Here is a 14,626-nt window from a genome sequence, read left to right as displayed (position 1 = left end):
TGTTCTCCCGGATCTCGAAGCTACTGGATCAAATTCCTAGGCGGACAGCGTCCGTTTCCTGAGCGTGGACAGCGATTCGAGTCCTTCGAGTACGGTGGCGTCCGGAATGCCGAAGTCGATCAGGCAGGCGATCTCGTCGACGCCGATCGCGCGCAGCCGCGCGACCGTGGCGTGCGCCGAGTCCGGCGTGCCGAACAGCCCGTTGTTGCGGTAGTAGCGTTCGAAAGCGAAGTCGAGCACCTTGACTCGCGACTTCTCGTCCAGGCTCTCCAGCGCGGCCGAGCCGCGGCGCCACAGGTCGACCGAATCCTCGAGGTAGCTCCTGAACGGGCCCTCGACGGTCTTGCGCACCAGCGCGTCGTTCTCCCCGACGAAGGTGTGCAGCATGACGGTGACGGCCCCCTGGCCGCTGTGGCCGTGCCGTGCGCGCGCGGCGCGATAGGCGGCCAGCTTGGCCGCCAGTTCGTCCACCTCCTGGAACAGCAGTGCGGTAAGCACATTCGCGCCGACCGCGCCAGCCATCTCGAAGCGTTCGATGCCGCCGCTGCAGGTGAGCCAGGTCGGCAGGGCCTGCTGGACCGGTGTGGGGAAGATCCGCACCGAACGCTCCTCGCCGACGCCGTTGGGCAGCGACACCGGCTCGCCGCGCCACAGCCGCCGCACGGTCTCCATCCCGGACCGGGTGATCTCGACCCGCTCGGCATAGTTGTCGCCCGCGAGCACGAAGTCGTCGACGTTCCAGCCGGTGGCGAACGCGACGTCGACGCGCCCGTCCGACAGATTGTCGACCACCGACCAGTCCTCGGCGACGCGCACCGGATTGTGCAGTGGCAGAACGACACTGCCCGCCCTGATGCGGATCCGCTCGGTGCTCGCGGCCAGCGCGGCGCCGAGCACGGCCGGGTTCGGGTAGAGCCCGCCGAACTTGTGGAAGTGCCGCTCCGGCATCCAGATGGCCTTGAACCCGTGCGCGTCGGCGAAGCGGGCGCTGTCGAGCAGCAGCCGGTAGCGCCGGTCGGTGTTCTGCTGCGCGTCGCTGGAGAAGAACAGCAGGCTGAAATCCATGGTGTCCGAGGCAGGTTCGGCGCTCTGGCCGTCGCCGCCTTGCGCGCTCGCCATCTCCGCGACATCGGCAAGGGTCAGGCCGTCGAAGATGTCCTCGGCGGTGATTTCCGCCTCGTAGCGTTCCTCCAGAATCGTCATCAATTCCGCGGCCTTCACGGAATCCAAACCCAGCGAGGTGAGCGGAGCATTCAAATCGACCGATTCTCGTTCCAGCCGCTCGGCGGCCCATTCCACGAAGAATTCGAGCACGGCACCATCGGACGATTTGCTCATATCACACTCTCCTCGAATGACATCGCGGATGAATAGGTCTTACGCAAATACTGTCGCTGAATTTTTCCGCTCGTCGTCTTCGGCACCTCCCCTTTGCCGACGAAGACAACGCGGTACAGGCTGATGGCGTGCACGCGGCTGACGACATCGCGGATCGAACCCGCCAATTCGTCGGCGCTCTCGCGCTCCAGCGTGTCGTTGAGTTCCTGCACGACCATCACGCGATCTTCGTCGTCGATACTCGCCGCGAATACCGCGCAGCCACCGGGCCGCAGCGCCGGATGGGCGGAGATGATGGTCCGCTCGATATCCTGTGGGAACACATTGCGGCCGTGCACGATCATCAACTCTTTGCTGCGCCCGGAGATGTAGAGCTCGCCGTCGCACCGGAATCCGAGATCGCCGGTCCGCAGATAGTCGACACTGTCCTCGCCGACGATCCGTGCTTCGAAGGCATCCTTGTTCTCGGCGGGCTTGTGCCAGTAACCGGCGGCGATGCTTTCGCCGCGCAACCAGATCTCACCGATGTGGTTCTCCTCGCATCGCCGTCGTGTCTCCCGGTCGACGACGACGATCCGCTCCGGATCGATCATGCCCACGCTGAGCAGCTCTCGCCCACGCGGCTTTTCGGTGGCGATACCGCGCTCCAAGTCCTCGGCCGCGAAGTACCGCGAGCGCGCGCCGGTACCATGCGGCCCCCCGCTGACATACAGGGTGGCCTCGGCGAGACCGTAGGCCGGAAGGAGGCTCTCTGGGCGAAACCCGCTCGCCGCGAACAGCTCCGCGAAGGTGCGCAGCGTCTTCGGATCAATCGGTTCCGCTCCCACGAAGGCGGTCCGCCAACCGCTCAAGTCCAATCCGGCCGCATCGCTGGAAGATACGCGTCTGGCGCAGAGGCCGTAGGCCAGGTTGGGCCCGCCCGCCATCACGTTCTCGCGCCCGGATATCGCACGCAGCCAGGTGAGCGGATCGCGCAGAAATGTCATGGGCGGCAACAGGGTTCCGGTGAACCCGACGAACATCGGCAACAGAATGCCTTGGATCAGCCCCATATCATGGTACGGCGGGAGCCACGAGACTATCGAGCTGTCCGGCGTGAGCATGAACGCGGTACGCATGAGCCCCAGGTTGTGCATCAGATTGCGATGCAGGACGACCACGCCCTTGGGGGTGCCGGTCGACCCGGACGTATATTGCAGGAAAGCAACATCATTCGGCGCCGGAGCCGATTCGGCGGCGTCGCCGGAACCGCAACCGTGCCCGATCTCGCCGCTGTCGATGATCCGGATGCCGGGCCCGAGCAGCTCGCTGCTCACCGGCATCGTCGCCAGTGGCGCGATCACCGCGCTCGCGCCGCTGTCGCGCAGAATCGCGGCGAGGGCGGCCACCTGATGTGCCGACGACGGAAGGTGCGCGGGCACCGCGATGCGACGCGTCGACAGGCAGGCATAGAAGGCGTAGACGAACTCGGGACCGGGCGGGCACAGCAGCACCACACGGTCACCGGGCTCGGTCGCGGCGCGCACCTGCGACGCGAGGTCGGCTACGCGGCGCGAAAGCTGGGCATAATCGAGGTCTTCGTCGGCTTCTTTGTAACTGGAGAACGTATACGCGATCCTATTCGGTGTTTCAATCACGCGACTCGACAGAATATCTACGAGAGTAAGAGGGCCCTGCGCTGATTGCTCGACATCCATAGACACCTCCGCATAGGGAAACGACAGAGCAAAACTAGTGCCCATGCACGAATCTCATTCAGCGACGCGCCGAGCAGACGAGCACACCTCAGGTCATGGCCGAACCGGCGCGGCGGCCTACGCCACGTCCGATCAACCGGTGCGTGACGAGGAAAGAACCGACACCGAACGTTTCCGACGCAATATCCGCATATGCCCGACTCCTCCCGATCCACGGCCACCGCGCCGGCCGACCTCGATGTCGACGGGCACAGCAGCGACTAGACGAAGTAGCGGCTGAAAGAGAAACCTCCTAGCCGGATCTTTCCAGAGATCGGCCCGCGTGCGGCGCTATTCAAGCAAACCGCGCGCCCCGTGGCACTGATTCGCCCTCAGCGCTTGGCCGTTGGCCACTTTGCGCGAAAGGCGTCGCGGAGCCACGGCGCCCTGCGATGGTGCGGGCGATCGCGATCGGCCCAGCGCGGATTGTCTTCGTCGCGGCGGTACGCGGCGAGCTGGCCCGCGATGGCGAAACGGAGGTGGGTGGCCTCGCCGATCACCTCGCCGTCGGTGGCCAGCGCCTCGGGGGTCGGCAGCTGTACGAACAATTCGGGTAGCCGGCGTTCGCCGTAGACCTTGCTGTTGCCGATTGCGGCCAGCGACAAGGCGAATACGGCGCGAGTGCGGGACCAGGGCAGGTCGGCGCGTAGCCAGCGCACGTCGAGCAGCCCGGCGTCGAGGCGGTCGCGGAAGGCGGGCACGGCGCCCTGCGGATGGTAGGGACCGTTGCCGACGAACAGGAACCAGACCCGCCGCCAGCGCCCGTCCAGCCGGATCTCGATCGGTTCGGCGCGGTGCAGCGTGGTCGCCAGCGCGGCGGCGAAGGCGGGCCACTTACCCCAGCGCGGCTGCCACCGCTCGCGCAGCCGCACCAGTTCCGGATAGGTGCCGATGCTGGAGGTATTGATCAAATGCCTGGTGCGCGAACCCGTTCCGTCGTCGTACTCGACGCTGGCGATATCGACCGCGACCGCCTCGCCCGCGCCGGTCGCATCGATCACCTCGCGCAGGTCGTAGACGCCGAGATCGCGGGCGAAGTGGTTGAGCGTGCCGGTGGGGATCACCACCAGCGGCAGCTCGTGGCGCAGCGCGACCGCGGCGACGGCGGCCACCGTGCCGTCGCCGCCCGCGACGCCGAGGGCGAGCACCGGCTCGGCGTGCTCGGCGATGGCCTTCTGGAGTTGTTCGGCGGCATCGAGATCCGGTCGCGTGCGCAGCACGGTGGCGGCGGGCAGCGCCGCGCTGATGTCATAGGTCGGGTCGTAGTTCGGATCGCCGGACACCGGATTCACCACCACCACAAGACCTTTGCCCCGGACCAGCACCGGCGCCTCGCGGACCGGGCGGGCCAGCGCCTCGTCGGATTCGCGCACCGGCCACCAGCGCCGGGTGGCCAGTGCGATACCGGAACCCACCGCGGCACCGACGAGCACATCGGAGCTCCAGTGCACCCCGGTGTGCACGCGGGAGTAGGCGACGGTGGCGGCGATCGGCGCGACAACCAGTGCGGTGCGCGGACTTTCGAGCGCGACGGCGGTGGCGAAGGCGGCCGCGCACGCGGCGTGCCCCGAGGGGAACGAGGAGGACGCCGGGACCGTCGCGAGCCGCCGGTACGCGGGCAGCTGCTCGGCGGCCGGCCGGCGGCGCGCGATCAGCGACTTGAGTCCGGCATTGACGGTGAGACTGGCGCCCGCGACCGAGACGACACCGCGCAGCGCGGCCCGCCGCGGTGTGCCCTTGCGCGCGGCGAGCACCGCCGCGATGACCAGCCACAGTGCGCTGTAATCGGCGCTGCCGGTGAGCCGGAGCAGGCCACGGTCGGCCGCCGAGGCGGGCAGCCCGGCGACCGCGCTTTCGACCGCTCGATCGAAACGGCCAACTCGTCGAGCTCTTCGGCGCACCCAGCTACTCACCCACCCGACCTTACCGACGCCGCCAACTCGGCTGCCGTGCAGTCTGTTTCGGACTCGGTCGGCGAGCACGGATCGCCGCCCGCACCGTTCATCGCCCAGCGGCCGACGGACGAGCGGGAACTCCGTACCGCATGTCAACGAATGTTGCCGAGAGTGTGCTGCTAGTTTCGCGCTGTGACACCAACGGCCGAGGACACGAGCGAGGGCGCGCCTACCACCAGGGATAACACGCTCTGGGCGGTTCCACTGATCGTCGCGATGGGTTTGCTGAGCCTGCTCGCCCTGTCCTATCTCGGCAGCATCCTCGATCCGCAGCGCAACGTGCACGACTTTCCGATCGCGCTGGTCGACGCCGACCGCGGCGAATACGGCAGGATGGTCGCCGACGAGGTGATCGCGTCGCTGCCCGCCGATCAGGTCCGGTGGCGAGTCACCGACCGGGCACAGGCCGAGTCGCTGATGTCGGTCGGCAAGATCTACGGCACCGTCGTGATACCCGAGGATTTCAGCGCGCGGCTGTCGGCGCTGTCCGGCGCCGCCGCGGGCGACGGCCGAGCACCGGTGGTCGAGGTGCGCACCAACCCGCGGGCCGGCTCGACCGCGACGATGCTGACCGTACAGCTGGTGACTCCGGCGCTCGAACGCGTCGACCAGCGGTTGGGCGTCGCCGCGACCGACCGGGCGCGCGCGAACGGCGTGCCGCTGTCCGACGCGGCACTGGTCGCCCTCGGCAGGCCGATCGATATCGCCGTCGTCGAATACCGCGCGCTCCCCGAAGGCACCGCCAACGGCATCTCGGCCTTCTACTACACCCTGCTGGTGGTGTTCGCCGGATTCACCGGCAGCGCGCTGGTCAACGCGGGCGTCGACGCCGCGGTGCAGAACGAGCCCGATATCTCCAGATGGCGTGTGCTGCTGTACAAATGGGAGCTCATCGCGGTGGTGGCACTGGTGATGTCCGGCATCTATCAGCTGATCGCCACCGCGCTCGGCATGCCGGTGAACCACCCCGTCGCGCTGTACTGTTTCGCCGCCTACGCCTCCCTCGCGATCGGCATGACCGCGATGGCGGTGATCACCCTGGTGTCCACGGTGGCCTCGGCGATCGGGCTGCCGGTGCTGAACACCCTGTCCATGCCGATCAATATGCTGGTCTTCCTCGCACTCGGCCTACCATCCTCCGGCGGCATCGTCCCCATCGAAGCGGCGCCGCGGGTCTACGGCCTGCTGAGCGAGTTCGAGCCGATGCACCAGGTATTCCTCGGCGTGCGATCGATCCTCTACTTCGACGCACAGGCCGACGCGGGGCTGAGCCGCGCGGTGGTGATGTGCACGCTCGGCACGGTTTTCGCCATCGTCGTCGGCGTGGTGGGCACCATCGGCTACGAACGCTTCCGCGCACGCGCGAGCTGACCGCACGCGCGGGCCGACTCAGCGCACGCCGGGCTGTGCCTTCAATTCGGCGACCCGCGCGTCGACTTGGGCCCTGGTCAGCTTCGGCAGTGCGCACTCCGGCGGTTCGCTGGTGTCCGGCGCGGCGACGAGCAGGCCGACCGATGTCCCCTTCGGCACGACCACACCCGCCGCCGGAATCTGTTCGGCGACAGGGGGATAGCAGGTATTGACCAGTCCGAAGTCCGGATCGGCCAGCACAACGGCCTTCATCCCCAGCTCTTCGAGCATGGTGACCGCGTAGTTCAGCGGCACCCCGGCGAACGAGGGCACCGCGGACTTCGCGGGCGGCTCGGTGGTCGTCAGGCGCACCGGTTTACGCACGTGATGATCGTGCCGCGACCCGTCGAGCAGGGCACGCACGCGCGCGACGAAGTCGGCCGCGGGGTAGGAGACCACATCGCCCGGCCGCAGATCGCTGATCTCGTACCGCCGCAACGTCTCCAGCGTCTCGACCCGCACCAGCTCGATAATCTCGTGATCGCCCACCGGATTGCCGGGCGGATTGAACAGCAGGACCGCCGCGCGGGCGACGACCTGACCGTCGAGTGCGGCCAGATGTTCCAGGAAGAGGGGTTGCGTGCCATCGGCGACGCTGACCGTGAACAGCACGAGATCCGTTGCGGCGCCGACCGCGCCGGGGCCGACGGCGACCTCGCCGACGCCGCTGTCGCGGAGTTCGTTGGCGATTCGGGCGAGTCGCTGGTCCGCGATGCCTAGCAGGACGATGTCGGAGCGCTCGGTCTTCGTCGGGGTGGTCGCGTTCGAGCTGTTCTTGGTGTCGCCCACCGCGGTCCCGCCGGTGGGCGTCGCCGAGGATGGTTCCGGTGAACGCCCGCCACAGGCGCTGAGTAGCGCGATGAGGCAGACACCGATGACCGCCGCGCTACGCGATCCCAGAGTTCGACACCGTCGTCGTGATTCGCTGTTCATCGGTGCACCCCGCTCGTTCGGACGAAGATGTCTTCGATTCTGAGTCGTGCGGTCCGTCGACACACGGGTGGTGACTACTCGTTTTCCCCGCGCCGCCGATGCGACCGGACGGGTGTCGTCGCGGGGCGGCCGACGCGGGCGACGTGCAGCAGCCGGGCCGGGTCGTCGACGCCGATCGTGTCCGCCAGCGCCGCCCTGGTGGTCGCGGAATCGATGAGCTGGCTCAGCGGGTGGGTGGCGTAACCGTGGATGGACAGCGTGAGCCAGAGGCGAAGCAGCGTGCGGCCCATCGCGATCTCGTCGCATTCGGCCGAGGGAGCGACCAGGACGAGAACATCGTTGTCGAGCGGGATTCTGGAGGCGGCGGCGAGTAGCCGCGGCAATCCCGCGCGATGCAGCAGTGGGTAGCAGGCGAGGGTGAGGCGCAGGCCCAGCGCCGCACCGCGGCCGAGCGCCAACGCTTCGGCGGTCAGGCCGTCCTGCCGGTAGCGCGGGTGGCGCGGGGTCAGGCGCAACCAGTCGCGCAGTTCGCGCACCGCGGGCGGGTTGGCGAACAACGCACGATCGGCGCGCGGCAGCAGCGCGCGCAGATCACGGCCAGGCACTCGGAACAGGCCGGCACCGCTTGCCGTCGCGACCTCCTCGAGCTGGCTCGACACCGTCTCGTCGAGCGGGCCGGGTTGATACGCGCCGCGATGGGAGGTGCGGTGGCGGATGTCCTCGGTGGTGTACGGGGTCAGGTATCGGAGCCGGGCGGGGATCAGTCGCCCGATCCGTCGCTCACCGTGGTCGGGTGCGAACTCGATCGCCAGACCCGCGTCGGCGCAGACGATCAGGCAGCATTCGACGAATGCGCCCATGGCAAGGCGCAGGTCGCGTCCGGTGGGATCGCCCGCGGGCAGCGCGTAGTCCGGATGCCAGCCGATGTCGGCGTGGCCGTCGCGATAGGTCAGCGTCCACGGCTGGGTGTTGTGCGCGCTCGGCGCCCGCCGGAAATCGGGTTCGAGTGCGCGCAGAGCTGCGGCATCGAAGGTCATGTCAGATCTTTTTCGTAGAAGGTGTAGCCGTGCAGCGGTCGCCCGCCCATCGCCCGATAGTGCGCTGCCGAACCGGGATTGGCGCGTTCCACGTAGGTGCTGCGCAGCCGCTCGTAGCCGTTGGCGCGCAGGTTGCGCAGCAGCTCGCGCGAGAGGTAGCGCATATGTCCGCTCCCCTGTTCGCCCGGCACCGTCCCCTTGATGATCAGGACCGCCTCGCGCCGGTAACGGGAGCGGCGGGTCAGTAGGCGGAGCTGGTTCAGCGGGCCGAGGTTGCCGCCGATCGCGGTGAGGAACTCGGAAATGTCGGGGACGCACAGGATGAACGCGATCGGGCGCTCGTCCTTGGTCAGATACAGCAGCAGCGATTCGTCGATCAGATAGGCGAGACCGTCGGTCTGGGCCGCCAGCTGTTCGGCGGAAATCGTTGTGTAGTACCCGAGTTGGTCGAAGGCGGCATTGAGCATCTCGCGCAGTATCGGCAGCTGGGTGCCGAGCCGTCGCTTGTCGCCGCGGTGCAGCCGCAGGCCGTCGAGTCGCGCGTCGTCGACGGCGAAGGCGACGTCGGGGTCCGCGTCCACCGGGCAGATCCAGGTATCGGACTCGAATCGCCGCTGGAATCCATAGGATTCGTAGGCCGCGGGGTAGTGCGGCGGATTCCACGCGCTGTCGATGAACCCGCGCTCGTGGTGGCCGGAGGTGATCACACCGCCGGATTGGTTGGGCAGCAACGACACCGGGCCGAAGGCGCCGGTGCGGCCCGCCGCGCGCCCGGCGGCGCAGATCGCGTCGAACAGCGCATCGCCGGCGCCGGTGCGGAATTCGGTGAGCCCGAACAGTTGCAGGCGGCGGCCGAGCTTGGCGTCGAACGCGTCGTCGGTGTGCAGGGTGGTCCTGGCGAGCACCTGCCCCGCCTCGTCGCGCAGCAGGTAGAGGCCGATGCCGTCGCGGTACCAGCGCCGGATCGTCTGATGCGGCGTCGGCACGTATCTGTCATCGTGCAATTCACCTGGTAGCGCGAGGAACTCGCGCAGCTCGCCCGCACTGCGGACACGGTGCAACGTCATCGGTGCCGCACCACCGACGGACCGTCCCCCACCTCGTTCGACAGCGGGGTGAAGCACGGAATGTGCGCCATCGAACCATCTTCCGCACGCCAGACACCGTTGCTGTAACCCGACGGGTCGGCGTCGTAGAGGCGGATGAAGCCTGCCGTGGCGCGCTTGTCGCCGTCGGTCAGCCAGACCATCAGCTCGCGGTGGGTGCGGGTGCGGGCGAAGCGCAGCAGCGCGTCGCGGTCCTCGAAGAACGCGATGGTGCCCAGGGTGAGCGGGAACTGGTAGTAGACCTTGTGCCAGCGGTAGCCGCGCATGCGCTTCATCTCGCGCACCATCCGTATCCACGCGGAGGTGAGGGCGAAGATCGAGCGCAGGCTGCGGTAGCGGGTGGCGCCGACGAACATCGCCGTCGCCTGTCCCTGCGGCGGCGTCTTGCTGAAATCGGTTGTCCTCATGAGGTCTCCACGAGATAGGTGTTCTTGAGCTTGGTCATCGCGGCGAACGGGCCGTCGCCGGGATCGTGCAGCCGCACCCGCAGATCGGCCGCGGCCGGATCCTCGCGCAGCGATTCGGCGAAGTCGCGCGAGACCCGCGCCAGGTGATCCAGCACGCCCGCGCGGCAGGTGGCGGCCAGCAGCTGCCGTTGCTCGGCGGGCAGATCCGCCGCGCGCAGCTCCAGATTGACCACCGGGCGCGACTCCAGATCGGGCAGTTCCTCCAGCGACAGGCAGAACCGCGAGATCAGGTCGGCATGCGGATTGCCTTGGTAGAGGCCGTATTCGATGTCCTGCGGGTACAGATTGGCGCCCATGTAGGACACGGTGCTGTCGGCACGCCCGAACAGGAACAGCAGCGGTAAGTTCATCCGGTCGCCGCCGCAGGCCCGGCGGCATTCGGCCAGCCGCCGCGGATCGCGGGCGATGATCCGCTTGACCTCCGACAGCGAGCGCACCATGGCTTCGTCGCCGACGTTGTAGCGCAGCTTGGGCTGTACACAGTGCCGGGATGTGATGGTGCACAACAGCTCTCGACGCGCGTTGACCTCGAGATAGGTCTCCAGCGGGTTGTAGTGGAAGATCATCGGCAGCCGCTGCTCGTCGTCGCCGAGCAGCTCGCGCCGCAGCCGCGGATCCTCGGCGAGGCGCCTGCGCAGCCAGACGGTGAAGCCGGTCTCGGCGCCGATGCCGATGGACAGGTCGCTCGCGCCGTAGCAGGACCGCACCAGGACGAAACGTTCCTCGAGGTAGTCACGCAGCGCCTCGGTCATCGATTCGCCGCCGACCATCCCGCGGATCCGGTACTGCTGCCACGGGAAACCGATATCGTCGAGCCGATCGCGCAGATGCTTCATGAACGGCGGGTAAGCGGCGACGATGTAGTCGTAGCCGGGGCCGAAGTGCGTCAGCGTGTCGATGATCTTCTCCAGATCCGGGCCGGTGTTCTTCACCATCGCGATCCGCGCCATCGCCGCGCCGGTGGTGGTGCCGGTGGCCCAGGCGCCCATCGAGTAAGCGTTGATGACGAACAAACGCTCGCCAGGGAAGACCATCTCGACGTAACCCGCCGCGTTGCGGTAGATCGAGGTGAGCTCCCGGGGACCACGAGCCCAGTTGAACGGCTTGCCGGTCGACCCCGACGACTCGTCGACGATGACGCCGGTGCGGTACAGCTCGCCGTTGTGGCAGCGGCTCTCCTCGTCGTAGACGCCCGCGTAGTTGGTCTTGTCGGTCTCCGGAAAGTCGGTGAGGCGCTGCGGTTTCCGCGCTCCGGCACGCTGAGTGAAGTGCCGATACGCGGGCACGTCGAGCGCGGCGAGCCTGCACGCCGTCAGCGCGTGCCTGGCGGCGAGGCGGGCGAAGGCGGGGCGGAAGGTCCGCACCATCCGCCGCCACACCGCTGGATGCGCCGACGCCGCGCCGTAGACGGCGGTCAACAGCGCCGAATATGCCCGGAGCCGGCTCAGCCGCGCACGCGCCCACAGCGGCAGTCGACCGGTGACCACTTTCGTCGGCACCACAGGGTCCTCCCCCTCTTGATCGGAGTTTCGCTTGCCCTCCAGCCTTGTCGGCGGCGGGCCGCGCGAGACCCGTGCGCATACTCGAACCGTCTAGGTACGAGTACTCGAGGACACGGCGTGTGTGCCGGGATCCGCGCGCCCGCGGCCGCGGGCGCTAGCATGGGGCGCGATGGTAACGGTCAGTTTGCCAACCTCGAGGTGGTAATCCATGACGAAAGCTGTCCCACAACCGGTAGCCCTCGGCGACGAGGCCGCACGGACACTCGCGAACGCGACCAAAACCGTTCCGCAGATGGAGTCCATCACCCCGCGGTGGCTGGTCCATCTACTCAACTGGGTGCCGGTCGAGGCGGGTATCTACCGGCGTAACCGGGTCACCCACGAGCACACCGTCGATATCCAGTGCGACAACTTCGACGAGTCGCCGCTGCCGGAGACCTTCATCGACTACGACAAGAAGCCGAGGGAGTACCGACTCAAGGCGGTGCACACCATTCTCGATGTGCACACCCGGGTCTCCGACCTCTACTCGAGCCCGCACGACCAGATAGCTCAGCAGTTGCGGCTCACCATCGAGGCGATCAAGGAGCACCAGGAGGGCGAGCTGATCAACAGCCCCGACTACGGGCTGATCGCCAATGCCACCGGCAAGCAGAAGATCTCGACCATCGCGGGCCCGCCGACACCCGACGATCTGGACAACCTGATCGCGCGCGTGTGGAAGGAACCCGGTTTCTTCCTGACCCATCCCGAAGGGATCGCGGCATTCGGCAGGGAGTGCACCCGGCGCGGTGTGCCGCCGCCGACCGTGAGCATGTTCGGCTCCCAGTTCCTGACCTGGCGCGGCATCCCGATCGTCCCGTCGGACAAGGTTCCGGTGGTCAAGGGCAAGACCAAGTTCGTGCTCATCCGCACGGGTGAGGCGCGCCAGGGTGTCGTCGGCCTGTACCAGCCCGGCCTGGCCGGTGAGCAGGGACCCGGCCTTTCGGTGAAGTTCATGGGTATCGATCGCAGTGCGATCGCGTCGTATCTCGTGTCGCTGTACTGCTCGCTGGCGATACTGACCGACGACGCGGTGGCGGTGCTCGACGGAGTCGAGGTGGACAAGTTCCATGACTACGCACCGACCTACCGGAGCTGAGCTTCCCACCCCGGACGCGGCGAACGACGGTGCGGCACAGCCGGTGTGGTTGCCGGACGAAGCACTGCTGAACCGCCTTGCCGGAGAGTTCTTCTCGGCGCTGCCGTCCGGGGCGCCCGGTGTGGCGACGCTCGGCACAGCGGAGCCCGACTTGGGTTCGATGATGTCGAGTTCGCCTGTGCCGCCGCAAGGTTCGATGCCGCACACGGGGTCGGTCGCGTCGACGATGGGATCGACGCCGTCGGCTGGACCATCGATTCCGTCTGCGGGTTCGCCTATGTCAGCACCACCGAGGCCGCCTGCTGGATCGGCGACGGAATCGACTCTGCCGCTGACGGGTTCGCCCATACCGCCGACCGGATCGTCGCTGCCGTCCACGGGTCGGTCGATGCCGTCCACCGGATCCGCATCGTCACCTCCACGGTCGGCGGCACAATCCGGCGGAATCGCGCCAACGCGGGGAACGGCACCGCCCGGCGGGCAGACGCCCGAGCCCTCGGTGCCCGATTGGGGGCCCGAGGTGCCGATGTCGGGTGCGAGCTCGGCTGCGCCCGATACCGGCGTGCACATCGACCCGTTTCTGCCGATGTTGCCATCGCTGGATGGATTGTTGTCGCCGCCGCGCTTCGCCGATACCTCGTCCGCGCCGTCTACGGCACCGGCGTTCTACTTCCTGGAACGTCCGGATCCGGCTGTGGCGCAGCCGAGCTCGCCGTTCTACTTTCTCGACGACGCCCCGATAGCGCCGGATCCGCACCCCCCGTTCGACGTCTATGCCGTGCGCAACGACTTCCCCATCCTGCGCGAGCGGGTGAACGGGTATCCGCTGGTGTGGTTCGACAATGCCGCGACCACGCAGAAGCCGCGCGCGGTGATCGAGCGGCTCTCGTACTTCTACGAGCACGAGAACTCGAATATCCACCGCGCGGCACACGAATTGGCCGCGCGCTCGACCGACGCCTATGAGCGGGCGCGCGACGCCGTCGCCCGCTTTCTCGGCGCGTCCTCGGCGGAGGAGATCATCTTCGTCCGCGGCGCCACCGAGGGGCTCAACCTGATCGCGCAGACGTGGGGGCGCAAGAACATTCGCGCGGGCGACGAGATCCTCATCTCGCAGCTCGAGCACCACGCCAATATCGTGCCGTGGCAGCTGCTCGCCGCGGAGACCGGCGCCGAACTGCGGGTGATCCCGGTCGACGACCGCGGCCAGCTGCTGATGGACGAGTACACCCGGCTGCTGTCCGACCGGACGAAACTCGTTTCCGTCGCGCATGTCTCGAATGCGCTCGGCACCATCACCCCGGTGCACGAGATCGTCGCGCAGGCGCACCGGGCCGGTGCGGTGACCGTGGTCGACGGCGCGCAATCGGTGCCGCACACCACGATCGACGTCCGGAGCATCGGCGCGGACTTCTTCGTATTCTCCGGCCACAAACTGTTCGGGCCGACCGGAATCGGCGCGGTATACGGCAAATCCGAGGTGCTACAGGATGTTCCGCCCTGGCAGGGCGGCGGCAATATGATCAGCGACGTCACCATGGAGCGTTCGCTGTTCCAGCCGCCACCCGGCCGGTTCGAGGCGGGCACCGGCAGCATCGCCGACGCGGTCGGCCTCGGCAGCGCCATCGAGTACGTCGAGGCCATCGGCATGGCGAATATCGCGCGCTACGAACACGACCTGCTCGCCTATGCCACACCGCGTCTCGCGGCGATACCCGGCGTCCGCCTGATCGGTACCGCCGCGGACAAGGCGAGCGTGCTCTCCTTCGTCATGGCGGGCCACCAACCCGTCGAGGTCGGAAAGGCGCTGAACGAGAAGGGCATCGCGGTCCGCGCCGGACATCACTGTGCCCAGCCCATCCTGCGCCGCTTCGGCCTGGAGGCGACCATCCGCCCGTCGTTCGCCTTCTACAACACCTGCGAGGAGATCGACCGCATGCTCGCCGCCCTCGAGCAACTGTCCCGCGCCCGAATGTGAGCCGCGGAGCAGTAGATTGAGGG

11 protein-coding genes are annotated in these 14,626 nt (G+C 67.8%); 3 read left to right on the top strand and 8 right to left on the bottom strand.

Annotated elements, in window-relative coordinates; all coding sequences use genetic code 11:
* Positions 1 to 36: 36 nt before the first annotated feature.
* The 3 genes from ACIG5A_RS02310 to ACIG5A_RS02300 all read right to left on the bottom strand — a co-directional run bounded on the left by ACIG5A_RS02310 (position 37) and on the right by ACIG5A_RS02300 (position 4,987).
* Complete coding sequence (locus ACIG5A_RS02310; RefSeq protein ID WP_397236797.1) at positions 37 to 1,338, bottom strand: MupA/Atu3671 family FMN-dependent luciferase-like monooxygenase; 1,302 nt, start codon at positions 1,336 to 1,338, stop codon at positions 37 to 39.
* Positions 1,335 to 2,975 carry a fatty acyl-AMP ligase gene (locus tag ACIG5A_RS02305; RefSeq protein ID WP_397236795.1) on the bottom strand — a complete coding sequence of 547 codons (1,641 nt, stop codon included), beginning with the start codon at positions 2,973 to 2,975 and terminating at the stop codon, positions 1,335 to 1,337. Before ACIG5A_RS02305 ends, ACIG5A_RS02310 begins: the two co-directional genes overlap by 4 nt.
* 431 nt (positions 2,976 to 3,406) lie before the next feature.
* Positions 3,407 to 4,987 carry a bifunctional phosphatase PAP2/diacylglycerol kinase family protein gene (locus tag ACIG5A_RS02300; protein WP_397236793.1) on the bottom strand — a complete coding sequence of 527 codons (1,581 nt, stop codon included), beginning with the start codon at positions 4,985 to 4,987 and terminating at the stop codon, positions 3,407 to 3,409.
* Positions 4,988 to 5,161: 174 nt separating this feature from the next.
* On the opposite strand from ACIG5A_RS02300, the gene ACIG5A_RS02295 reads away from it, so the two are divergent.
* Entirely contained in the window at positions 5,162 to 6,400 is a 1,239-nt protein-coding gene (locus ACIG5A_RS02295; protein ID WP_397236791.1) for a YhgE/Pip domain-containing protein, read from the top strand.
* Positions 6,401 to 6,418: 18 nt separating this feature from the next.
* Here ACIG5A_RS02295 and ACIG5A_RS02290 read toward each other — a convergent pair whose 3' ends face one another.
* From ACIG5A_RS02290 to ACIG5A_RS02270, 5 genes are all read right to left on the bottom strand, one after another.
* Positions 6,419 to 7,228, bottom strand: a complete 810-nt coding sequence (locus ACIG5A_RS02290) for a hypothetical protein (RefSeq protein ID WP_397236789.1) — start codon at positions 7,226 to 7,228, stop codon at positions 6,419 to 6,421.
* Positions 7,229 to 7,446: 218 nt separating this feature from the next.
* Positions 7,447 to 8,409, bottom strand: coding sequence for a hypothetical protein (locus ACIG5A_RS02285; RefSeq protein WP_397236787.1), 963 nt, complete (start codon positions 8,407 to 8,409; stop codon positions 7,447 to 7,449).
* A complete protein-coding gene (locus ACIG5A_RS02280; protein WP_397236785.1) occupies positions 8,406 to 9,476 on the bottom strand; it encodes a hypothetical protein in 1,071 nt (356 codons plus the stop codon). The genes ACIG5A_RS02285 and ACIG5A_RS02280 overlap by 4 nt, the downstream gene beginning before the upstream one ends.
* Positions 9,473 to 9,922 (bottom strand): hypothetical protein, encoded by a 450-nt coding sequence (locus tag ACIG5A_RS02275; RefSeq protein WP_397236783.1) that lies wholly within the window; start codon positions 9,920 to 9,922, stop codon positions 9,473 to 9,475. Before ACIG5A_RS02275 ends, ACIG5A_RS02280 begins: the two co-directional genes overlap by 4 nt.
* Entirely contained in the window at positions 9,919 to 11,481 is a 1,563-nt protein-coding gene (locus ACIG5A_RS02270) for a phenylacetate--CoA ligase family protein (RefSeq protein ID WP_397236781.1), read from the bottom strand. The genes ACIG5A_RS02275 and ACIG5A_RS02270 overlap by 4 nt, the downstream gene beginning before the upstream one ends.
* Before the next feature lie 211 nt (positions 11,482 to 11,692).
* Here ACIG5A_RS02270 and ACIG5A_RS02265 point away from each other — a divergent pair, with 211 nt between their 5' ends.
* Together ACIG5A_RS02265 and ACIG5A_RS02260 are read left to right on the top strand one after the other, a co-directional pair.
* Positions 11,693 to 12,625, top strand: coding sequence for a family 2A encapsulin nanocompartment shell protein (locus ACIG5A_RS02265; RefSeq protein ID WP_397236779.1), 933 nt, complete (start codon positions 11,693 to 11,695; stop codon positions 12,623 to 12,625).
* A complete protein-coding gene (locus ACIG5A_RS02260; protein ID WP_397236777.1) occupies positions 12,597 to 14,603 on the top strand; it encodes a family 2A encapsulin nanocompartment cargo protein cysteine desulfurase in 2,007 nt (668 codons plus the stop codon). Before ACIG5A_RS02265 ends, ACIG5A_RS02260 begins: the two co-directional genes overlap by 29 nt.
* Positions 14,604 to 14,626: the final 23 nt, after the last annotated feature.

The sequence above is a fragment of the Nocardia sp. NPDC052566 genome, assembly GCF_044547285.1.
Taxonomy (GTDB): domain Bacteria; phylum Actinomycetota; class Actinomycetes; order Mycobacteriales; family Mycobacteriaceae; genus Nocardia.
This window is presented reverse-complemented; position numbering and strand designations above follow the sequence as displayed.